This is a genomic window from Rhodobacter sp. JA431 (assembly GCF_900217725.1).
Lineage (GTDB): Bacteria > Pseudomonadota > Alphaproteobacteria > Rhodobacterales > Rhodobacteraceae > Rhodobacter > Rhodobacter aestuarii.
Genome location: NZ_OBMP01000002.1, coordinates 43780 through 59690 on the forward strand (window position 1 = coordinate 43780; position 15911 = coordinate 59690).

The following is a 15911-nucleotide window of genomic DNA, read 5'->3' on the forward strand; positions in this document are numbered from 1 at the left end:
CGCCCCGAAAGCCGCGCCCGCGCCGCTCGAAAGCCGCCGCAAGATGATCGAATTCGATCAGGTGCACAAATATTACGGCGATTACCACGCGCTGCGCGGCATTTCTGCGGTGATCCGCGAGGGGGAGTTCTTCTCGCTCCTTGGCCCCTCGGGCTGTGGCAAGACCACACTCCTGCGGACGATTGCGGGGTTTGAAGACATTTCATCCGGCGCTGTGCTGATCGACGGCAAGCATATGGAAGATGTGCCGCCGAACAAACGCCCCACCAATATGGTGTTCCAATCCTACGCGATTTTCCCGCATTTGACGGTGGGCGAAAACGTGGGCTTTGGCCTGCGCCGCGACCCGCGCCCGGCGGCGGAAAAGGCGCAAGCGGTGGAACAAGCGCTCGAAATGGTGGGGCTGAAGGGCTATGGCGCCCGCGCAGCCCATGCGCTTTCGGGCGGGCAACGCCAACGGGTGGCTTTGGCCCGCGCGCTGATCCTCAAGCCCAAGGTGCTGCTCCTTGATGAGCCGCTTTCCGCGCTGGATAAAAAGATCCGCGAGCAGATGCAGGTCGAGCTGATCAAGCTGCAACGCGAGGTGGGCATCACCTTCGTTCTGGTCACCCACGACCAAGAAGAAGCGCTTGTCATGTCTGACCGGATCGCAGTGATGTTTGAAGGCGAGATCGCACAACTCGCCGACCCCGAAACGCTTTACCGGCGCCCCGCCTCGCGCCGGGTGGCGGATTTCATCGGCGTGATGAACTTCCTGCCCGCGACGGTGCTGGGCGAGGGCAATGGCCATGTACAATTGGAGGTCGCGGGGCTTGGCCCGGTGGATATCACCGATGATCAAGCGCAGGCCATCCCCACGGGCGAGCCTGCGGCGGTGGGCTTCCGCCCCGAAACGCTGACAATCTTGTATGAAGGCCAAACCGCGACCGACCGCGAAGCGCCGGGCGTGATTGATGAGGTCGTCTATTACGGCGACATGACCTATTACGATGTGAAGCTGGATGGCGTTGAAAAGCCGGTGCGGATTTCCATGCGCAACGTCTTTGGCCGCGAGGTGCTCGATGTGGGCACCCGCACCCGCGTGGCGTGGTCGCCCGGTGCGCTGGTGCTTTTCCGCTAAAAGGGCAGGGCGGTTCACCGCAATGCAAAAGGGCGCTCTGAACGGGCGCCCTTCGACTTTGTGCAAATATCCCGGGGCGTGAATTTTGTGCGGCACGCACAAAAGAGGGGGGCAGCGCCCCCCTTCTTCCTCTTAGCCTTCGGTACGCGCGGCGCGTTTGCGCTCATGCGGATCCAGCAGGCGCTTGCGCAGGCGCACGATTTTCGGCGTCACTTCCACAAGCTCATCATCGTCGATGTAAGCGATGGCCTCCTCAAGGCTCATCCGCACCGGGGGCGTCAGCCGCACGGCTTCATCGGTGCCCGAGGCGCGCACGTTCGTCAGCTTCTTGCCTTTGAGCGGGTTCACCTCAAGATCGTTGTCGCGCGAATGCTCGCCAATGATCATGCCTTGATAGACCTGCTCTTGCGCACCGATGAAGAGCTTACCGCGCTCTTCCAGGTTCCACAGCGCATAGGCTACCGAAACGCCGTTCTCCATCGAGATCAGCACGCCTTGGCGACGGCCCGCGATCGGGCCTTTGTAGGCGGCCCAGCCGTGGAAGATGCGGTTCAAGACGCCGTTGCCGCGCGTGTCGGTCATGAACTCGCCTTGGTAGCCAATGAGCCCGCGCGAGGGCACATGGGCGACGATCCGGGTCTTGCCATGGCCCGCCGGGCGCATCTCGACAAGATCGCCTTTGCGCGGGCCGGTCAGCTTTTCGATCACCGCGCCGGAATATTCATCATCCACATCGACGATGACTTCTTCAATCGGCTCCATCCGCTCGCCGTTCTCTTCGCGGAAGATCACGCGCGGGCGCGAGATGGAAAGTTCAAAGCCTTCGCGGCGCATGTTCTCGATCAGCACGCCCATTTGAAGTTCGCCCCGGCCCGAGACAACGAAAGCCTCCCCGCCCGGCGTGTCTTCAACGCGGATCGCCACGTTCACCTCGGCCTCTTTCATCAGACGCTCGCGGATCACGCGCGATTGCACCTTATTGCCGTCTTTGCCGGCCAAGGGGCTGTCGTTGATGCCAAAGGTGACCGAGATCGTCGGCGGGTCGATCGGCTGGGCCGGGATCGGCGCTTCGATGTCGAGCGCGCAGAGCGTATCGGCCACGGTGGCTTTGGTCATGCCCGCGATGGTGACAATGTCGCCCGCTTCGGCCACGTCAATCGGCTGCTGCGTCAGGCCACGGAAGGCGAGGATTTTGGTGCAGCGGAATTGTTCAATCCGTTCACCGGTGCGGCTCAGCGCTTTCAGCGTATCGCCCACTTTCAAACGGCCCGCTTCCACACGCCCCGTCAGAATGCGGCCAATGAACGGGTCGGCCGAAAGCGTCGTCGCCAGCATTTGGAACGGCTCGTCGGCGCGGAATTCTTGTTTCGGCGGCTCAACGTGCTTGAGGATCAGGTCAAACAGCGCCGAAAGGTCTTGGCGCGGGCCATCCAGTTCCAGATCCGCCCAGCCACCAATGCCCGAAGCATAGACATGCGGGAAATCAAGCTGCTCGTCGGTCGCGCCAAGGTTGGCAAAGAGGTCGAACACTTCGTTCAGCGCGTTTTCCGGGTCGGCGGCGGGTTTGTCGACCTTGTTGAGCACGACAATCGGCTTGAGCCCCAGCGCCAACGCTTTCGAGGTCACAAACTTGGTTTGCGGCATCGGCCCTTCGGCGGCGTCGACCAGCAAGCAAACGCCATCGACCATCGACAGGATGCGCTCCACTTCGCCGCCAAAGTCGGCGTGGCCGGGGGTGTCAACGATGTTGATGCGCGTGCCTTTCCACTCGACCGAGGTACATTTGGCCAAGATGGTGATGCCGCGTTCGCGCTCAATATCGTTGCTGTCCATCGCCCGTTCGGCAATGGCTTGGTTTTCACGGAAAGCACCTGATTGGCTCAGGAGCTTGTCGACAAGAGTGGTCTTGCCGTGGTCAACGTGTGCGATGATCGCAATATTGCGAATGTCCATGGGGTCCGCCTGTTCGAGATTTGAGTGCCGCATAAGCGAAAAGCACCCGTTTGGCCAGCGTTAAGCGCGCCCTCAATGGCTGGCAGACGAAAACAGGTTTATGACAAGGATGCCCGAAAGGATCAGACCGATGCCGAAAACGGCGGGAAGATCAAGTTTTTGGCCAAAAATCAGCCACCCGGACAGGGCGATGAGAATGATTCCAAGCCCGGACCAAAGTGCATAGGTGATGCCAAGCGGCAGTTCACGCAGCACCAAAGTAAAGAACCAAAACGCAAAACCAAAGCTGATGATCACGCCCACGGTCGGCCAGAACCGGGTGAATTGTTGCGATGCTTGCAGGCAGTTGGAGCCAAAGATTTCAAACAAAACCGCAATGATTAAAAGGAGATAAGTCTTGATCATGAGACGATGTACCAATCCCTTCGGTGGTTAAAGGCAATCACAAAGTTCAAAACCAATGCCCCCAGAAGGGACCAACCCACCCGGTCGAGCGGCAAAAGCCAAACGGCAAAGGCAAACAGACACAGGTCATGTCCAAGTTGCACATATCCGGCGCGCCAGCCAAGTTTATCTTGCAAAATGAGCGCGACAATCGACACGCCGCCCAAAGACCCGGAGTGACGGAAGAGCCCCAAAAGCCCAACGCCCGCCGCCGCGCCAAACAAAAGCGCCGCTGCAGCGGGGTGGATGCTTTGGAGCACGACGAAGGGTTTGAGCGCCTCGGCCATCAATGACACCAGCGTCACCGTGGCGAGTGATTTGAAGCAAAAGATCGGACCGCGCGCCCACCAAGCGAGCGCGTAAAACGGGATGTTGAGGCCAAAGAACAGCGCCGAGAAGTTCCAGCCCGTCGCGTAAGACAGAATGAGCGCCATCCCCGCCGTGCCGCCCGTCACCAGCCCGGCGGCACGCAACAGGTGGATGCCAAGCGCGGCCTGCGCGGAGGCAATCACGAGGCCCTGAATGTCCTCGAAAAACGTGTAACGGCGGGGCGGGACATTTGCGTCAACACTCATGACCTAAATATAGGCCTGATGCGACATTCCGTCAAGAAAACTAAAGGAAGGTCAGCTTGCCACGTAGCGATCACGGCGGTGGTTGATGAGAATAATGGCATTCAGCACCATTGCGCCCAAAAGCGACCACAAAACCTTATCGAAGGGCAGCACGAAGACAGCGAGCAAAAACACGCCGCAATCGAAGATGACTTGGGTCTTGCCCGCTTTGAACCCGGTCTTGTCTTGCAGATAAAGCGCAACGATGCCCACGCCGCCAAGGCTGGCGCCGTGACGAAACAGCATCAAAAGCCCCGCGCCCGAGATCACGCCCGACAGCACCGCCGCCGCCGCGATATTGAGCGAGGCAAAGTCGATAAGATGCGGCGCCAGCAACGAAAAGCCGGACATCAGTGCAATGGCGATGAAGGTTTTGAGCGTGAACTTTAGCCCCATACGCCGGAAGGCGAGCCAGTAAAACGGCAGGTTGAGGCAAAAGAAGATCGCGCCAAAGGTCCAGCCGGTGATGTAGCTCAGCACCAGCGAAAGCCCCGCGATTTGGCCCGTAAACAGCCCCGAGCCGTGCAAGAACACCACCGAAAGCGCGGTGAGCATGGTGCCAGACACCAGCCCTTGCGCATCGTCAAGGGGGCTGTGGCGGGCGGCGGGAGGGGCGTCAGGTGTCATCATGGCGCGCTTCTGGCACGGGTATGAAAAAGGGGCAAGAGGGGCTGTTGCAGCGCTATCATCCGCCTGTGGCCGGCGTGCCACGGCCTGCGGGGCTTTGCGCGGCAAAGGACATTTTGCTGGCCCGAATCCCTTTGCCATGCATTTTTACGGGCATCCGGCAATTTCAGACAAGGAGGGCGGATCATGACCAACGTTACGACCACTCTCCGAACCGGTGGGTTTAAGACTTGGGCGGCCCAGACCGTCCCAGCAGGCGTTTATTCGCGCGCACGCGCCTAAACCCCGCAAGAGCCCCGGTGCCTTTGCACCAATCGTCTGACCTTTGACCGGATCTTCCCCAGTTTCCCGCGTGCTGCGCAGGCCCTTGGCCGGGTCCGGTCTTTTCCAACCCAAACCAGAAGGCCGGTTTCGACCGGGAAATCTATGACACGGACCGATGATCCGGAGCTTGCGCTCCATCTCCATCTTGAAACTTTGATCGCCCTGCATGGGGCACGCCGCGTGGTTTTGGCGGCTTTGGCTGCGCTGATGCGGCCACGCGCGCGCGCGCCCTTGGCGGAAAAATTCGCGGAGCTTGATGACCATATGCGGCGCGACATCGGCTTGCCGCCGCGGGGGCATTCACCGCCGATGCCGCATTGGACCCATTTCGGCTGGTGAAGTTTTGCCTCTAACAAATTGAAAAGGGCCGGGAAACCCCGGCCCTTTCTTTGTGTGCGCGGTGGGCCGCTTAGCCTGCGAGCGCTTTGTTGAGATATTCGTCGACCTTTTCGAGATAGCCCATGGTGGTGAGCCATTTCTGATCGGGGCCAACCAAGAGCGCGAGGTCTTTGGTCATGAACCCGTCTTCGACGGTCTGCACGCAGACTTTTTCAAGCGTCGCGGCAAAGTTCGCCAGCGCCTCGTTGCCATCGAGTTTGGCACGGTGCTTCAGGCCGCCCGTCCAAGCAAAGATCGAGGCGATCGAGTTGGTGGAGGTCTCTTTGCCGGCTTGGTGCTGGCGGTAGTGACGCGTCACGGTGCCATGCGCGGCTTCGGCCTCAACCGTTTTCCCATCGGGCGTCATCAGCACCGAGGTCATCAGACCAAGCGAGCCAAAGCCCTGCGCCACGGTATCGGACTGCACGTCGCCATCGTAGTTTTTGCACGCCCAGATATAGCCGCCGGACCATTTCAGCGCCGAGGCGACCATATCGTCGATCAGGCGGTGCTCGTAATGGATACCGGCTTTTTTGAACTCGGCCTCGAACTCTTCCTCATAGACCTTCTGGAACAGATCCTTGAAGCGGCCATCATAGGCTTTGAGGATGGTGTTCTTGGTCGACAGGTACACCGGCCAGCCTTTGAGCAAGCCATAGTTCATCGACGAACGGGCGAAATCGATGATCGACTGATCAAGGTTATACATGCCCATCGCCACGCCCGCAGCCGGGGCGTCGAACACGTCGCGCTCGATCACGGTGCCATCTTCGCCAACGAATTTCATCGTCAGCTTGCCTTTGCCCGGGAACAGGAAGTCAGTGGCGCGATATTGGTCGCCAAAGGCGTGACGGCCAACCACGATCGGCTGGGTCCAGCCCGGCACAAGGCGCGGCACGTTTTTGCAGATGATCGGCTCGCGGAAGATCACGCCGCCAAGGATGTTGCGGATCGTGCCGTTGGGCGAGCGCCACATTTGCTTGAGGCCAAACTCTTCCACACGGGCTTCGTCGGGCGTGATGGTGGCGCATTTCACCGCAACGCCAACCTCTTTCGTCTTCATCGCGGAATCGATGGTGATTTGGTCGTTGGTGCGGTCACGCTCTTCGATGCCCAGATCATAGTAGAGCAGATCGATATCGAGATAGGGCAGGATCAGTTTCTTCTTGATGAAATCCCAGATGATCCGGGTCATCTCGTCGCCGTCCATCTCGACGATGGGATTGTCTACCTTGATCTTGGTCATAAGGGCCTCACGGGTTGGTGACTCGTTGCCCGTCTTTTAACCGCTTCTGTTTGGCTTGGCTAGTAGTGTATGCGGTTGTATACCGATTTCATCTGCGGCTCTGCGCCCCAGAGCGGCGCGCGCCCCAAACTGTGCTTAGCACCGTCAGCGCCATCGCCGGAACCGCCGCAAAAATCGTTAAGAGCGGAACAAGACCAAACGTGAGCCTCACGCCGTTGCTGTCGCAGTGATGCGTAGTCGCAGGCGGCAGCATCAAAATGTATAACAGCACAACCCCCAAGACCGCGATGGCAAAGATCACTTTGGTCGCGCGCTGCCGTGCGAGGCCAATCGGCAGCGCGAGCCCAAAGATGGGCAGGTAATAACCCGCCATAGCGATGCCCCAACGCGCCCCAAAGCCACTGCGCCAAATCGCTTGTGGCGTGTCTGCCATATGGCCGACGAAAAGCCAGAAAACCTCTGTCAACGAGCGTTCGGCGATCCGGGGTGGGCCAAGCGCGCTGCCATCTGAATGGGCAAGGCAGGCGATCCAATCCGCCTGCGCCAAACCTTCAAGACCATCAAAGAGCGCCCCCGCCAACAGCGCAACAAACGCCGCCACGACGAGCGCCCGCTGTCTACGCCCCAAAACGGGGGGCTTCGGCGACATGCTCTCCGTCACACCGCCCGCTTACGGGCTTTGCGCCAAGTGTAAAGCGCCAGCGCGATCATTGTGCCCGCGCCTGCGCAGATCATCCAACTGGCGATCAGCGCTCCCGCTCCCATGCCGAAATCAACCACCTTCGCTTGCGGGAAAAGGAGCAAGACCCCAAACAGGCCGACCCAAGCGGTCGTGAGCAGGGACAGAAAATGCCGATCCCCGCGCCGTGGCGCGGCGATCCCCCCAACCAAGGCAAGGGGGACAAGCAGCGCAGAAAATCCAAGGGCGGTATCGGCGAAATAGATCCAACGGTCCGCATCGGCACCAAAAAATGCCTCGCGCCCGCCTTGCATGTAACGGGACAACGACTCCTTAGCGCGTGCGGAAACGAAAGGATGCCAAAACGCCTGCATCGGTAGCGCAAAGCCAAAGGGCAGAAAGAAAACCAGCATATGCCAGCCCAATCGCTTCAGCTTTTCTTTCAGCCCCGGTGCTTTTGAAACCACGGGCGGATCCTCGCCTGAACCCAGTCCCACACACCGGGAAGGCCGCGCGCGATTTTGGAGCCGACGCGGGTCTCTAGCTGGTCCCATGTCACATCATAATCTATCCACGACCCGCCACCCGATTGGTGGTTGAGCAGCACTGGCTGCGCGCGGTCGAGCGATTTGGCATAGATCGCGGTCGGTGTCTCAGCCGCTTCAAACTCTTCCCAGAGCGCTTGAAATTCGTCAGCCATGTCTTTGGGAAGAAGGCTAAAAATGCGCTTCGCCGCGGCAAGTTCGGCGGCTTGAATATCGGCGGAGCTATGTGCCGTGCCGCCTGCCGAATGGATTGGCACATCGCCCACGTCAATTTCGACAATGTCGTGGATAAGCAGCATTTTCACGGCGCGGAGCGCATCGACCCCCGGCGCGGCTTGATCGGCCAGCACCAGCGCGTAAAGCGCCAGCGTCCAGCTATGTTCGGCAGAGTTTTCGGGCCGCGAGGCATCATGGATCGGCGTCGCGCGGGTCACCGATTTGAGCTTTTCCACCTCGCGCAGGAAGGCGAATTGTTGCTCCAGCCGGTCGGTCATTCCTCGCGCAGCGTCTTTAGTCGCGCTTCAAAGAAATCGCGCCCGCGCTCGGCGGCCATGTGCAGACGACAGGCCGTCATGAAGGCTTCTTGGAACGAGGGCGACGAGGTGCCGATGTGATTGCCCACTTCCATGAACAACCGGTCGGCTTTGGGGCCCAGAGCTTTCTGGGCCTCCATCACCTCGGTGGCCAGTGCCTCGGCTAACTCGTCGATCAGCGCCATCTTAACGCGAACCCTCGGTCAGGCGGCGCTTCACGTAAGATTGCACCGTCTCGATCATCGGCTTCATATGCGCCTCATCATCTTTGAAGAAGTGATCGGCACCTTCGATCTCTTCATGGGTGATGGTGATGCCTTTTTGCTCACGCAGTTTGGCAACGAGCGTATGCGTGTCTTTGGGCGGGGCCACGCGGTCGGCGGTGCCGTTGATGATCAGCCCCGAAGACGGGCAGGGCGCAAGGAACGAAAAGTCATACATATTCGCGGGCGGCGCGACCGAGATGAAACCGGTGATCTCGGGGCGGCGCATCAAAAGCTGCATGCCGATCCACGCGCCAAAGGAGAAGCCCGCGACCCAGCAATGCTTGGAGTTCGGGTTCATCGCTTGCAGGTAATCGAGCGCCGAGGCGGCATCGGACAATTCGCCAATGCCCTGATCGTACTCGCCTTGGCTGCGGCCCACGCCACGGAAGTTGAACCGCAACACCGTGAAGCCGATTTTGTGAAACGCGTAATGCAGGTTGTAAACAACCCGGTTGTTCATCGTGCCGCCGTATTGCGGATCGGGATGCAGGAAAATCGCGATCGGCGCATCGGGGGCAGGCTGCGGGTGGTAGCGACCTTCAAGGCGACCTTCGGGACCGGGAAAAATAACTTCGGGCATGCTCACTCGCTTGGGCTTTTGCCGTTTCGGCCCCCGGGGTTGGGCTTTGCGAAAACTTGACGCAGAAAGCCCAAAACCCTAGGACGAAACCAACCCGGCACAATGCCGGGCATTCGGATGACCCCGAGTTAAGCGGCCCGGGGCGCGGCGTCAATGCTTCGCCCATTTTCCCTTGCGTTGTGTGGCGCAACTGTGGCGGGAATATCGGCTGCAAAAAGGGGCGCGCAGGAGAGAGCGGATGAAACTTTCGACCAAAGGGCGTTACGCGATGGTGGCGCTGGCCGATCTGGCAACGATCGGCCCTGCGCAGATGACCTCGCTCGCCGAAATCTCCAAACGACAAGATATTTCGCTGCCCTATCTCGAGCAGCTTTTTGTGCGGCTGCGGCGCGCGGGGCTTGTGGCCTCGGTGCGGGGGCCGGGTGGCGGCTACAAACTCGCCAAAGCGCCTGCGGATATCCGTATCTCAGAAGTGTTTGAGGCGGTGGATGAAACGGTCTCGGCTTTGCATGTGGGGGCAGGGGCCTCGGGCGGTGTGTCGGGGAGCCGCGCGCAATCGCTCGCCAACCGTTTGTGGGAAAGCCTCTCGGCGCAGGTTTTTGTGTTTTTGCATCAGACCACCTTGGAAGATGTGGTGAAAAACACGCTCAAACCCTGCCCGGCGGTGCCGAACCTGTTTTCGGTTGTGGACGAGTAAACCCGCAAGGTTGCAACGCTGCGCAATTTCTCGGACAAGGATCAAAAGGTTCCTTGATGCGCGCCACGCGCCCGGGCGGAAATGACACGACTTTACCTAGACTGGAATGCCACAACCCCGCTGCGCGCCGAGGCGCGCGCGGCGATGGTTGCGGCGATGGAGATCACCGGCAACCCGTCGTCGGTGCATGCCGAAGGGCGCGCAGCGAAAGCGGCGATTGAAACCGCCCGCGCGCAGATCGCAGCGGCGCTTGGGGCCGAGGGGGCGGATATCATCTTTACCTCTGGCGCGACCGAAGCCGCCGCGCTCGCGCTTGCGGGCCGGGGCGTCGCTTGCGCAGAGGTCGAACATGATGCCGTTTCGGCATGGTGCGACAATCGGCTCAGCGTGGATGGTTGGGGCCGGGTGACAGTGAGCGACCCTGCAAGCGCCGCGCTGCAACTCGCCAATTCCGAAACCGGGGTGATTCAGGTGCTGCCCGAGGGGCTTTGGGCGGCGGATCTGACCCAAGCTTTTGGCAAGATTCCCTTTGCCTTCAACTGGCTGGGCGTGACTTGCGGTTTTATTTCCGCCCATAAATTAGGCGGACCGAAGGGAATTGGGGCCTTGGTGGTGAAGCGTGGCACGGAAATTGCAGCGCAGCTGAAAGGCGGCGGGCAAGAGATGGGGCGGCGCGCAGGCACTGAAAACTTGATCGGAATCGTTGGTTTCGGCGCTGCTGCACAGGCTGCGGCGTCCGATTTGGCCCAAGGAATGTGGGCGGAAATCGCCGAGATTAGAAATATTCTAAAAGAGGCTCTGGAATTCCCGACGAAAGAAGTCTATTTTCCCGGATGGGAGACGCCGCTAGAGTGTAAAGCGACGGGTGAGGGGCCGCTGGAGGTTCTGCCCAACACGCTTTCGGTGGTCGCGCCGGGCTGGAAGGGCGAGACGCAGGTGATGCGGATGGACCTTGCAGGCTTTGCGATCTCGGCGGGCTCGGCCTGTTCTTCCGGCAAGGTGCGCGCAAGTCGCGTGCTGCGCGCGATGGGATGGGGCGAAGAAGATGCGGGTTCGGCGATACGCATATCGTTGGGTCCGGGAGTGACACGGGATGAGGTGCTGCGCTTTGCCGATACATGGCGCGCAGCCTATCAAAAGCACCGCGGCAGGCGCTGACGCGGGCAAAGGCGGAGAGGGAACGAAGGTGACGCAGGAAACGGACATCCGCGAGGGCGTGGACCGCGAAACGGTCGAAACCGTCCAGAACATGGGCTCCTACAAATATGGGTGGGAGACCGAGATCGAAATGGAATATGCCCCCAAAGGCATTTCCGAAGAGATCGTGCGTCTGATTTCGCAAAAGAATGATGAGCCGGAATGGATGCTGGAATGGCGTCTTCAGGCTTACGCGCGCTGGGTCGAGATGAAAGAGCCGGAATGGGCTTTGCTCGATCTGCCGAAGATCGACTACCAAGACCTGTATTATTACGCGCGCCCCAAAAGCATGGTGGAAAAGCCGAAGTCGCTGGACGAGGTGGACCCCAAACTGCTCGCCACCTACGAAAAACTCGGCATTCCGCTGAAGGAACAGATGATCCTTGCGGGCGTTGAAGGGGCCGAGAATATCAACCTTGAAGAACGTCAGGTCGCCGTGGATGCGGTGTTTGATAGTGTCTCGGTTGGCACGACCTTTAAGGAAAAGCTGGCCGAAGCGGGCGTGATCTTTTGCTCGATCTCGGAAGCGATCAAAGAGCATCCGGAACTCGTCAAGAAATACCTTGGCTCGGTGGTGCCGCAAACCGACAACTACTTTGCCACGCTCAACAGCGCCTGCTTCTCGGATGGCTCGTTCGTTTATGTGCCGCCGGGCACCCGCTGCCCGATGGAGCTTTCCACCTATTTCCGCATCAACGCGGAAAACACCGGGCAGTTTGAGCGCACGCTGATCGTCTGCGACAAGGGCGCTTATGTCAGCTACCTTGAAGGCTGCACCGCGCCGAAGCGTGATACCGCGCAACTCCATGCCGCCGTTGTGGAAATTGTCATCTTGGAAGATGCCGAGGTGAAATATTCCACCGTGCAAAACTGGTTCCCCGGCGACGAGGAAGGCAAAGGCGGGATCTACAACTTCGTCACCAAACGCGCCGATTGCCGTGAGCCGCGCGCCAAGGTGATGTGGACGCAGGTGGAAACCGGCTCGGCGATCACCTGGAAATATCCGTCGTGCATTTTGCGCGGCGATGACAGCTCGGGCGAGTTTTACTCGATCGCGATTGCCAACAACTACCAGCAAGCCGACACCGGCACCAAAATGGTGCACCTTGGCAAAAACACCCGTTCGCGGATTGTGTCCAAGGGTATCTCCGCAGGCCAAGCGCAAAACACCTATCGCGGCCTTGTGTCGATGCACCCGCGCGCCAAAAACTCGCGCAACTACACGCAATGCGACAGCTTGCTGATTGGCGATAAATGCGGCGCCCACACCGTGCCTTACATTGAGGTGAAGAATAACTCCTCGCGCGTCGAACACGAGGCGACCACCTCCAAGGTCGATGATGATCAACTCTTCTACTGCCGTGCGCGTGGCGTGGGCGAAGAAGAGGCCGTGGCGCTGGTTGTGAACGGTTTCTGCCGCGACGTGTTGCAGGCGCTCCCGATGGAATTTGCCATGGAAGCCCAATCGCTCGTTGCCATTTCGCTTGAAGGGTCGGTGGGCTGATGCCCGCCACCCAATTCTTTTCCCTTTCCTGCGCGCGGCCTGCGCACCGCTGACCCCAAGGACAAAAACATGCTTGAAATCAAGAACCTGCACGTCAAACTTGAAGACGAGGACAAGGTGATCCTGAAGGGGATGAACCTGACGGTCGAAACAGGCAAAGTGCATGCAATCATGGGGCCGAACGGCTCTGGCAAATCCACCATGAGCTATGTGCTTTCGGGTCGCGATGGCTATGAAGTAACCGATGGCTCGGCCAAGCTGGGCGATACCGAATTGCTCGACCTTGAGCCCGAAGAGCGTGCGGCGGCGGGCCTGTTTCTGGCGTTCCAATACCCGGTCGAGATCCCGGGCGTCGGCAACATGACCTTCCTGCGCACCGCGCTCAATGCGCAGCGCAAAGCGCGCGGCGAAGAAGAGCTTTCGGCGGGCGAATTCCTCAAGCTTGTGCGCGCGAAAGCGAAAACGTTGAAGATTGATGCCGATATGCTGAAGCGTCCGGTGAACGTTGGTTTCTCGGGCGGCGAGAAAAAGCGCAACGAGATCCTGCAAATGGCGATGCTTGAGCCGAAGATGTGCATCCTTGATGAGACCGACTCCGGGCTCGATGTGGATGCGATGCGTCTTGTGGCCGATGGCGTGAACGCGCTGCGCTCGCCCGACCGCAGCTTCTTGGTGATCACCCACTACCAACGCCTGCTCGATCATATCAAACCCGATGTCGTGCATATCATGGCCGATGGCCGCATTTTGCAAACCGGCGGGCCGGAGCTGGCGCTGGAAGTCGAGAAGAACGGCTATGCCGAGATCCTCGCGGCGCATGGGCTGACGGAGGCGAAGTGATGGCGGCGAGCGAAGCTTTGAGCGCGCGGCTTGCGGCGCAGCCCGCCGGGCCGGGCTTTGATGCGGGCCGCCAAGCGGCGGCGGATCGGCTGGCCGCGATGGGCCTGCCCGGTCGGCGCGATGAATATTGGCGCTGGACCGACCCGACCCCGTTTAACGCCGAAACCGCAACCCCGGCCGCGCCGGGCGAGGCAGAAGCGCCGCTGTTTGCCGAGGTGAACAGCCTCAAGGTCGTGTTTGTCGATGGTGTCTTTGATGCCGAAGCCTCAGACGATCTGGCGATGGGCGGGGTGGAAATCTCGCGCCTTGCGGCCTCGGAGCCGGCTTGGGCGACGGGTCTCTATGGCACGCTTGAAGCGGTGGGCCAAAACCCGGTGAAACGCCCCTTTGCCGCGCTCAATACCGCGCAGGCCTCGGATGGGCTTTTGATCCGTGTTACGGCCCAGGCCGAAAAAGCCATCAATCTGGTTTATGTCCACAAATCAGAGGCTTCCGACCCGGTGTTGCACCATCTGATCAAGATGGAAGAGGGCGCAGAACTCACCATTTTGGAAACAGGCCCGGCCGGGGCGCGCTTCAACAAAGCGATGGAAGTGGATGTCGCCAAGGGCGCGCGCTTCCACCACATCCGCGTGCAAGGGGCCGAACAAGACCGTCGTGCCGTGACGCATATCTTTGCGCGCGTCGCCAGCGAGGCTCTGTTCAAAAGCTTCACGCTGACGGTGAATGGCCAGCTCACCCGCAACGAAGCCTATATCGACATGGTCGGCGACGATGCGGTGGCCCATATCGCCGGTGCGGCACTGGGCGATGGCAAAGACGGCAAATTCCACCATGATGACACGGTCTTTGTGACGCATGGGGCGCTGCGCGGTGAAAGCCGCCAAGTCTTCAAAAAAGTGCTCAAAAACGGGGCCTTGGGTACGTTTCAAGGCAAAATCTGGGTCAAACCCGGCGCGCAAAAGACCGATGGCTATCAAATCAGCCAGTCGCTCTTGCTGGATGAGGACAGCCAGTTCCTTGCCAAGCCCGAACTCGAGATTTATGCCGATGACGTAAAGTGCTCGCATGGTTCCACAACCGGGGCCATTGACGACACGGCGCTGTTTTATCTGCGCTCGCGCGGCGTGCCGGAAGAGGAAGCCAAGGGCCTGTTGGTGCTGAGCTTCCTTGCCGATGCGATCGACGAGATCGAGGATGAGGCGCTGAAAGAGGAAATCGTCGCCCGGCTCGAAGATTGGCTGGCGCGGCACCGCAGCTAAGGAGCGCCTTATGGCCGCCGTGGACGATATCTGGCGCAGCTACCGCAGCCCCCGCAAGGTGGTGCGGCAACACTTTTCCCGCGCACGATCTGAACCACGGCTTTTCACCCTGCTCGTCGCGGCCATGATCGTGATCTTCACGGCACAATGGCCGCGCCTTGCCCGCGAACAGTTTGAAAACCCCGATGTGCCAATGGCCGGGTTGATGCTGGGCACGGCAATGGCCTTGGCGGCGGTGACGCCTTTCATCTACCTACTGGCGTGGCTTGTCGCCCAAGCCTTGCGGCTCGTCGGTGGGCGCGGCGATGGTTATGGCGGGCGGCTTGCGCTGTTCTGGGCGCTGCTTTCGGTCTCGCCTTTGATGTTGCTGCAAGGGCTGGTCACCGGGATGATTGGTCCGGGACTGCAAGCCAATGTGATCGGCGGGATCGTCTTTGCGGTCTTTGTGCTCTTTTGGGGCATGGGGATCAAAGTGACCCAATTTGAGCCGGTGCAAACCGGGACCCCAGAATGACCTTTTCGGCCTATCTTGCGCTGGTGCGACTGAGCCTGTCCAATCCGACAGCGGCCACGCAAATGGTGCAGAGCCTGCTGAATACCGCCTCCGCACGGTGGCTGGCATTGGCGGCGGTGATCACCTCGGGGGCCGCTTTGGGCGCCTTGGGCGAGATTTTGTTTTCGCTCGTGACGGGCATCGACCTTGGCCCGACCGCTTCGCCGGTCCGGCTTGGGCTCGTGCAAGCGGGGCTGATGCTTTACGCGGCGGCCGCGCTGACGATCTTTGGCCGCCAATTCGGTGGGCAGGGCAATTTTGCGGGCGCCTTTGCGGTGATCATCTGGATCCAAGCGATCTTGGTGGGCGCGCAAGCGGTGCAGGTGGTGGTGCTGACGCTGTTCCCGGTGATTGGCGTTTTGATGACGCTGACCATCTTCGTGCTGATGATCTGGCTCTTGATCCAATTTACTGCCGCGCTGCATGGGTTCACCAATATGTGGCTGACCGGGGCAGGGGTTCTGGCCGTCTTATTTGGCTCGGCGGTGATGCTGGGCTCTGTGTTTCTATCGCTTGGCCTTACGCCGCCATTCATGACCGAAAGCTGAA

At 60.0% G+C, this 15911-nt stretch carries 19 protein-coding genes; 9 read left to right on the forward strand and 10 right to left on the reverse strand.

Going from position 1 to position 15911, the window contains the following annotated elements; genetic code table 11:
- Positions 1-43 precede the first annotated feature (43 nt).
- A complete protein-coding gene (locus CRO18_RS03855; protein ID WP_076484811.1) occupies positions 44-1120 on the forward strand; it encodes an ABC transporter ATP-binding protein in 1077 nt (358 codons plus the stop codon).
- Positions 1121-1252: 132 nt separating this feature from the next.
- Here CRO18_RS03855 and typA read toward each other — a convergent pair whose 3' ends face one another.
- The 4 genes from typA to CRO18_RS03875 form a co-directional block, all read right to left on the reverse strand.
- The gene (typA, locus tag CRO18_RS03860; protein WP_076484740.1) at positions 1253-3073 is read right to left on the reverse strand and encodes a translational GTPase TypA; all 1821 of its coding nucleotides are present in this window, start codon (positions 3071-3073) and stop codon (positions 1253-1255) included.
- A 72-nt stretch (positions 3074-3145) separates the two neighbouring features.
- On the reverse strand, positions 3146-3478 hold the full coding sequence (locus CRO18_RS03865) for an SMR family transporter (RefSeq protein WP_076484741.1): 333 nt from the start codon (positions 3476-3478) through the stop codon (positions 3146-3148).
- Complete coding sequence (locus CRO18_RS03870; RefSeq protein WP_076484742.1) at positions 3475-4092, reverse strand: YitT family protein; 618 nt, start codon at positions 4090-4092, stop codon at positions 3475-3477. Before CRO18_RS03870 ends, CRO18_RS03865 begins: the two co-directional genes overlap by 4 nt.
- A gap of 51 nt (positions 4093-4143) precedes the next feature.
- Entirely contained in the window at positions 4144-4761 is a 618-nt protein-coding gene (locus CRO18_RS03875; protein ID WP_076484743.1) for a YitT family protein, read from the reverse strand.
- Positions 4762-5184: 423 nt separating this feature from the next.
- On the opposite strand from CRO18_RS03875, the gene CRO18_RS03880 reads away from it, so the two are divergent.
- Positions 5185-5421, forward strand: coding sequence for a hypothetical protein (locus tag CRO18_RS03880; RefSeq protein ID WP_097081144.1), 237 nt, complete (start codon positions 5185-5187; stop codon positions 5419-5421).
- 70 nt (positions 5422-5491) lie between these two features.
- On the opposite strand, the gene CRO18_RS03885 is transcribed toward CRO18_RS03880, so the two are convergent.
- From CRO18_RS03885 to CRO18_RS03910, 6 genes are all read right to left on the reverse strand, one after another.
- Positions 5492-6706, reverse strand: a complete 1215-nt coding sequence (locus CRO18_RS03885; RefSeq protein ID WP_097081145.1) for an NADP-dependent isocitrate dehydrogenase — start codon at positions 6704-6706, stop codon at positions 5492-5494.
- 88 nt (positions 6707-6794) lie between these two features.
- Positions 6795-7355 carry a hypothetical protein gene (locus CRO18_RS03890; RefSeq protein ID WP_097081146.1) on the reverse strand — a complete coding sequence of 187 codons (561 nt, stop codon included), beginning with the start codon at positions 7353-7355 and terminating at the stop codon, positions 6795-6797.
- A gap of 8 nt (positions 7356-7363) precedes the next feature.
- Positions 7364-7852 (reverse strand): hypothetical protein, encoded by a 489-nt coding sequence (locus tag CRO18_RS03895; protein ID WP_097081147.1) that lies wholly within the window; start codon positions 7850-7852, stop codon positions 7364-7366.
- A complete protein-coding gene (locus CRO18_RS03900; RefSeq protein ID WP_097081148.1) occupies positions 7828-8424 on the reverse strand; it encodes an HD family hydrolase in 597 nt (198 codons plus the stop codon). The genes CRO18_RS03895 and CRO18_RS03900 overlap by 25 nt, the downstream gene beginning before the upstream one ends.
- Positions 8421-8648 carry a hypothetical protein gene (locus CRO18_RS03905; protein ID WP_076484747.1) on the reverse strand — a complete coding sequence of 76 codons (228 nt, stop codon included), beginning with the start codon at positions 8646-8648 and terminating at the stop codon, positions 8421-8423. Before CRO18_RS03905 ends, CRO18_RS03900 begins: the two co-directional genes overlap by 4 nt.
- 1 nt (position 8649) lies before the next feature.
- Complete coding sequence (locus CRO18_RS03910; protein ID WP_076484748.1) at positions 8650-9309, reverse strand: alpha/beta hydrolase; 660 nt, start codon at positions 9307-9309, stop codon at positions 8650-8652.
- A 238-nt stretch (positions 9310-9547) separates the two neighbouring features.
- On the opposite strand from CRO18_RS03910, the gene CRO18_RS03915 reads away from it, so the two are divergent.
- The 7 genes from CRO18_RS03915 to CRO18_RS03945 all read left to right on the forward strand — a co-directional run bounded on the left by CRO18_RS03915 (position 9548) and on the right by CRO18_RS03945 (position 15910).
- On the forward strand, positions 9548-10006 hold the full coding sequence (locus tag CRO18_RS03915) for an Rrf2 family transcriptional regulator (RefSeq protein ID WP_076484749.1): 459 nt from the start codon (positions 9548-9550) through the stop codon (positions 10004-10006).
- A gap of 81 nt (positions 10007-10087) precedes the next feature.
- Positions 10088-11164 (forward strand): cysteine desulfurase family protein, encoded by a 1077-nt coding sequence (locus CRO18_RS03920; RefSeq protein ID WP_097081149.1) that lies wholly within the window; start codon positions 10088-10090, stop codon positions 11162-11164.
- A gap of 28 nt (positions 11165-11192) precedes the next feature.
- Positions 11193-12707 carry a Fe-S cluster assembly protein SufB gene (sufB, locus tag CRO18_RS03925; protein ID WP_076484751.1) on the forward strand — a complete coding sequence of 505 codons (1515 nt, stop codon included), beginning with the start codon at positions 11193-11195 and terminating at the stop codon, positions 12705-12707.
- 69 nt (positions 12708-12776) lie between these two features.
- On the forward strand, positions 12777-13547 hold the full coding sequence (gene sufC / locus CRO18_RS03930; protein WP_076484752.1) for a Fe-S cluster assembly ATPase SufC: 771 nt from the start codon (positions 12777-12779) through the stop codon (positions 13545-13547).
- Positions 13547-14809, forward strand: coding sequence for a Fe-S cluster assembly protein SufD (sufD, locus tag CRO18_RS03935; RefSeq protein ID WP_097081150.1), 1263 nt, complete (start codon positions 13547-13549; stop codon positions 14807-14809). Before sufC ends, sufD begins: the two co-directional genes overlap by 1 nt.
- A 10-nt stretch (positions 14810-14819) precedes the next feature.
- A complete protein-coding gene (locus CRO18_RS03940) occupies positions 14820-15323 on the forward strand; it encodes a YIP1 family protein (protein ID WP_097081151.1) in 504 nt (167 codons plus the stop codon).
- Positions 15320-15910 (forward strand): YIP1 family protein, encoded by a 591-nt coding sequence (locus tag CRO18_RS03945; RefSeq protein ID WP_076484755.1) that lies wholly within the window; start codon positions 15320-15322, stop codon positions 15908-15910. The genes CRO18_RS03940 and CRO18_RS03945 overlap by 4 nt, the downstream gene beginning before the upstream one ends.
- The last annotated feature ends 1 nt before the right edge of the window (position 15911 follow it).

What these genes read in the sequence shown, in the direction of transcription:
- CRO18_RS03855 (WP_076484811.1), top strand. Translation starts at nt 44, where the DNA reads ATGATCGAATTCGATCAGGTGCACAAATATTACGGCGATTACCACGCG.
- typA (WP_076484740.1), bottom strand. Translation starts at nt 3,073, where the DNA reads ATGGACATTCGCAATATTGCGATCATCGCACACGTTGACCACGGCAAG.
- CRO18_RS03865 (WP_076484741.1), bottom strand. Translation starts at nt 3,478, where the DNA reads ATGATCAAGACTTATCTCCTTTTAATCATTGCGGTTTTGTTTGAAATC.
- CRO18_RS03870 (WP_076484742.1), bottom strand. Translation starts at nt 4,092, where the DNA reads ATGAGTGTTGACGCAAATGTCCCGCCCCGCCGTTACACGTTTTTCGAG.
- CRO18_RS03875 (WP_076484743.1), bottom strand. Translation starts at nt 4,761, where the DNA reads ATGATGACACCTGACGCCCCTCCCGCCGCCCGCCACAGCCCCCTTGAC.
- CRO18_RS03880 (WP_097081144.1), top strand. Translation starts at nt 5,185, where the DNA reads ATGACACGGACCGATGATCCGGAGCTTGCGCTCCATCTCCATCTTGAA.
- CRO18_RS03885 (WP_097081145.1), bottom strand. Translation starts at nt 6,706, where the DNA reads ATGACCAAGATCAAGGTAGACAATCCCATCGTCGAGATGGACGGCGAC.
- CRO18_RS03890 (WP_097081146.1), bottom strand. Translation starts at nt 7,355, where the DNA reads ATGTCGCCGAAGCCCCCCGTTTTGGGGCGTAGACAGCGGGCGCTCGTC.
- CRO18_RS03900 (WP_097081148.1), bottom strand. Translation starts at nt 8,424, where the DNA reads ATGACCGACCGGCTGGAGCAACAATTCGCCTTCCTGCGCGAGGTGGAA.
- CRO18_RS03905 (WP_076484747.1), bottom strand. Translation starts at nt 8,648, where the DNA reads ATGGCGCTGATCGACGAGTTAGCCGAGGCACTGGCCACCGAGGTGATG.
- CRO18_RS03910 (WP_076484748.1), bottom strand. Translation starts at nt 9,309, where the DNA reads ATGCCCGAAGTTATTTTTCCCGGTCCCGAAGGTCGCCTTGAAGGTCGC.
- CRO18_RS03915 (WP_076484749.1), top strand. Translation starts at nt 9,548, where the DNA reads ATGAAACTTTCGACCAAAGGGCGTTACGCGATGGTGGCGCTGGCCGAT.
- CRO18_RS03920 (WP_097081149.1), top strand. Translation starts at nt 10,088, where the DNA reads ATGACACGACTTTACCTAGACTGGAATGCCACAACCCCGCTGCGCGCC.
- sufC (WP_076484752.1), top strand. Translation starts at nt 12,777, where the DNA reads ATGCTTGAAATCAAGAACCTGCACGTCAAACTTGAAGACGAGGACAAG.
- sufD (WP_097081150.1), top strand. Translation starts at nt 13,547, where the DNA reads ATGGCGGCGAGCGAAGCTTTGAGCGCGCGGCTTGCGGCGCAGCCCGCC.
- CRO18_RS03940 (WP_097081151.1), top strand. Translation starts at nt 14,820, where the DNA reads ATGGCCGCCGTGGACGATATCTGGCGCAGCTACCGCAGCCCCCGCAAG.
- CRO18_RS03945 (WP_076484755.1), top strand. Translation starts at nt 15,320, where the DNA reads ATGACCTTTTCGGCCTATCTTGCGCTGGTGCGACTGAGCCTGTCCAAT.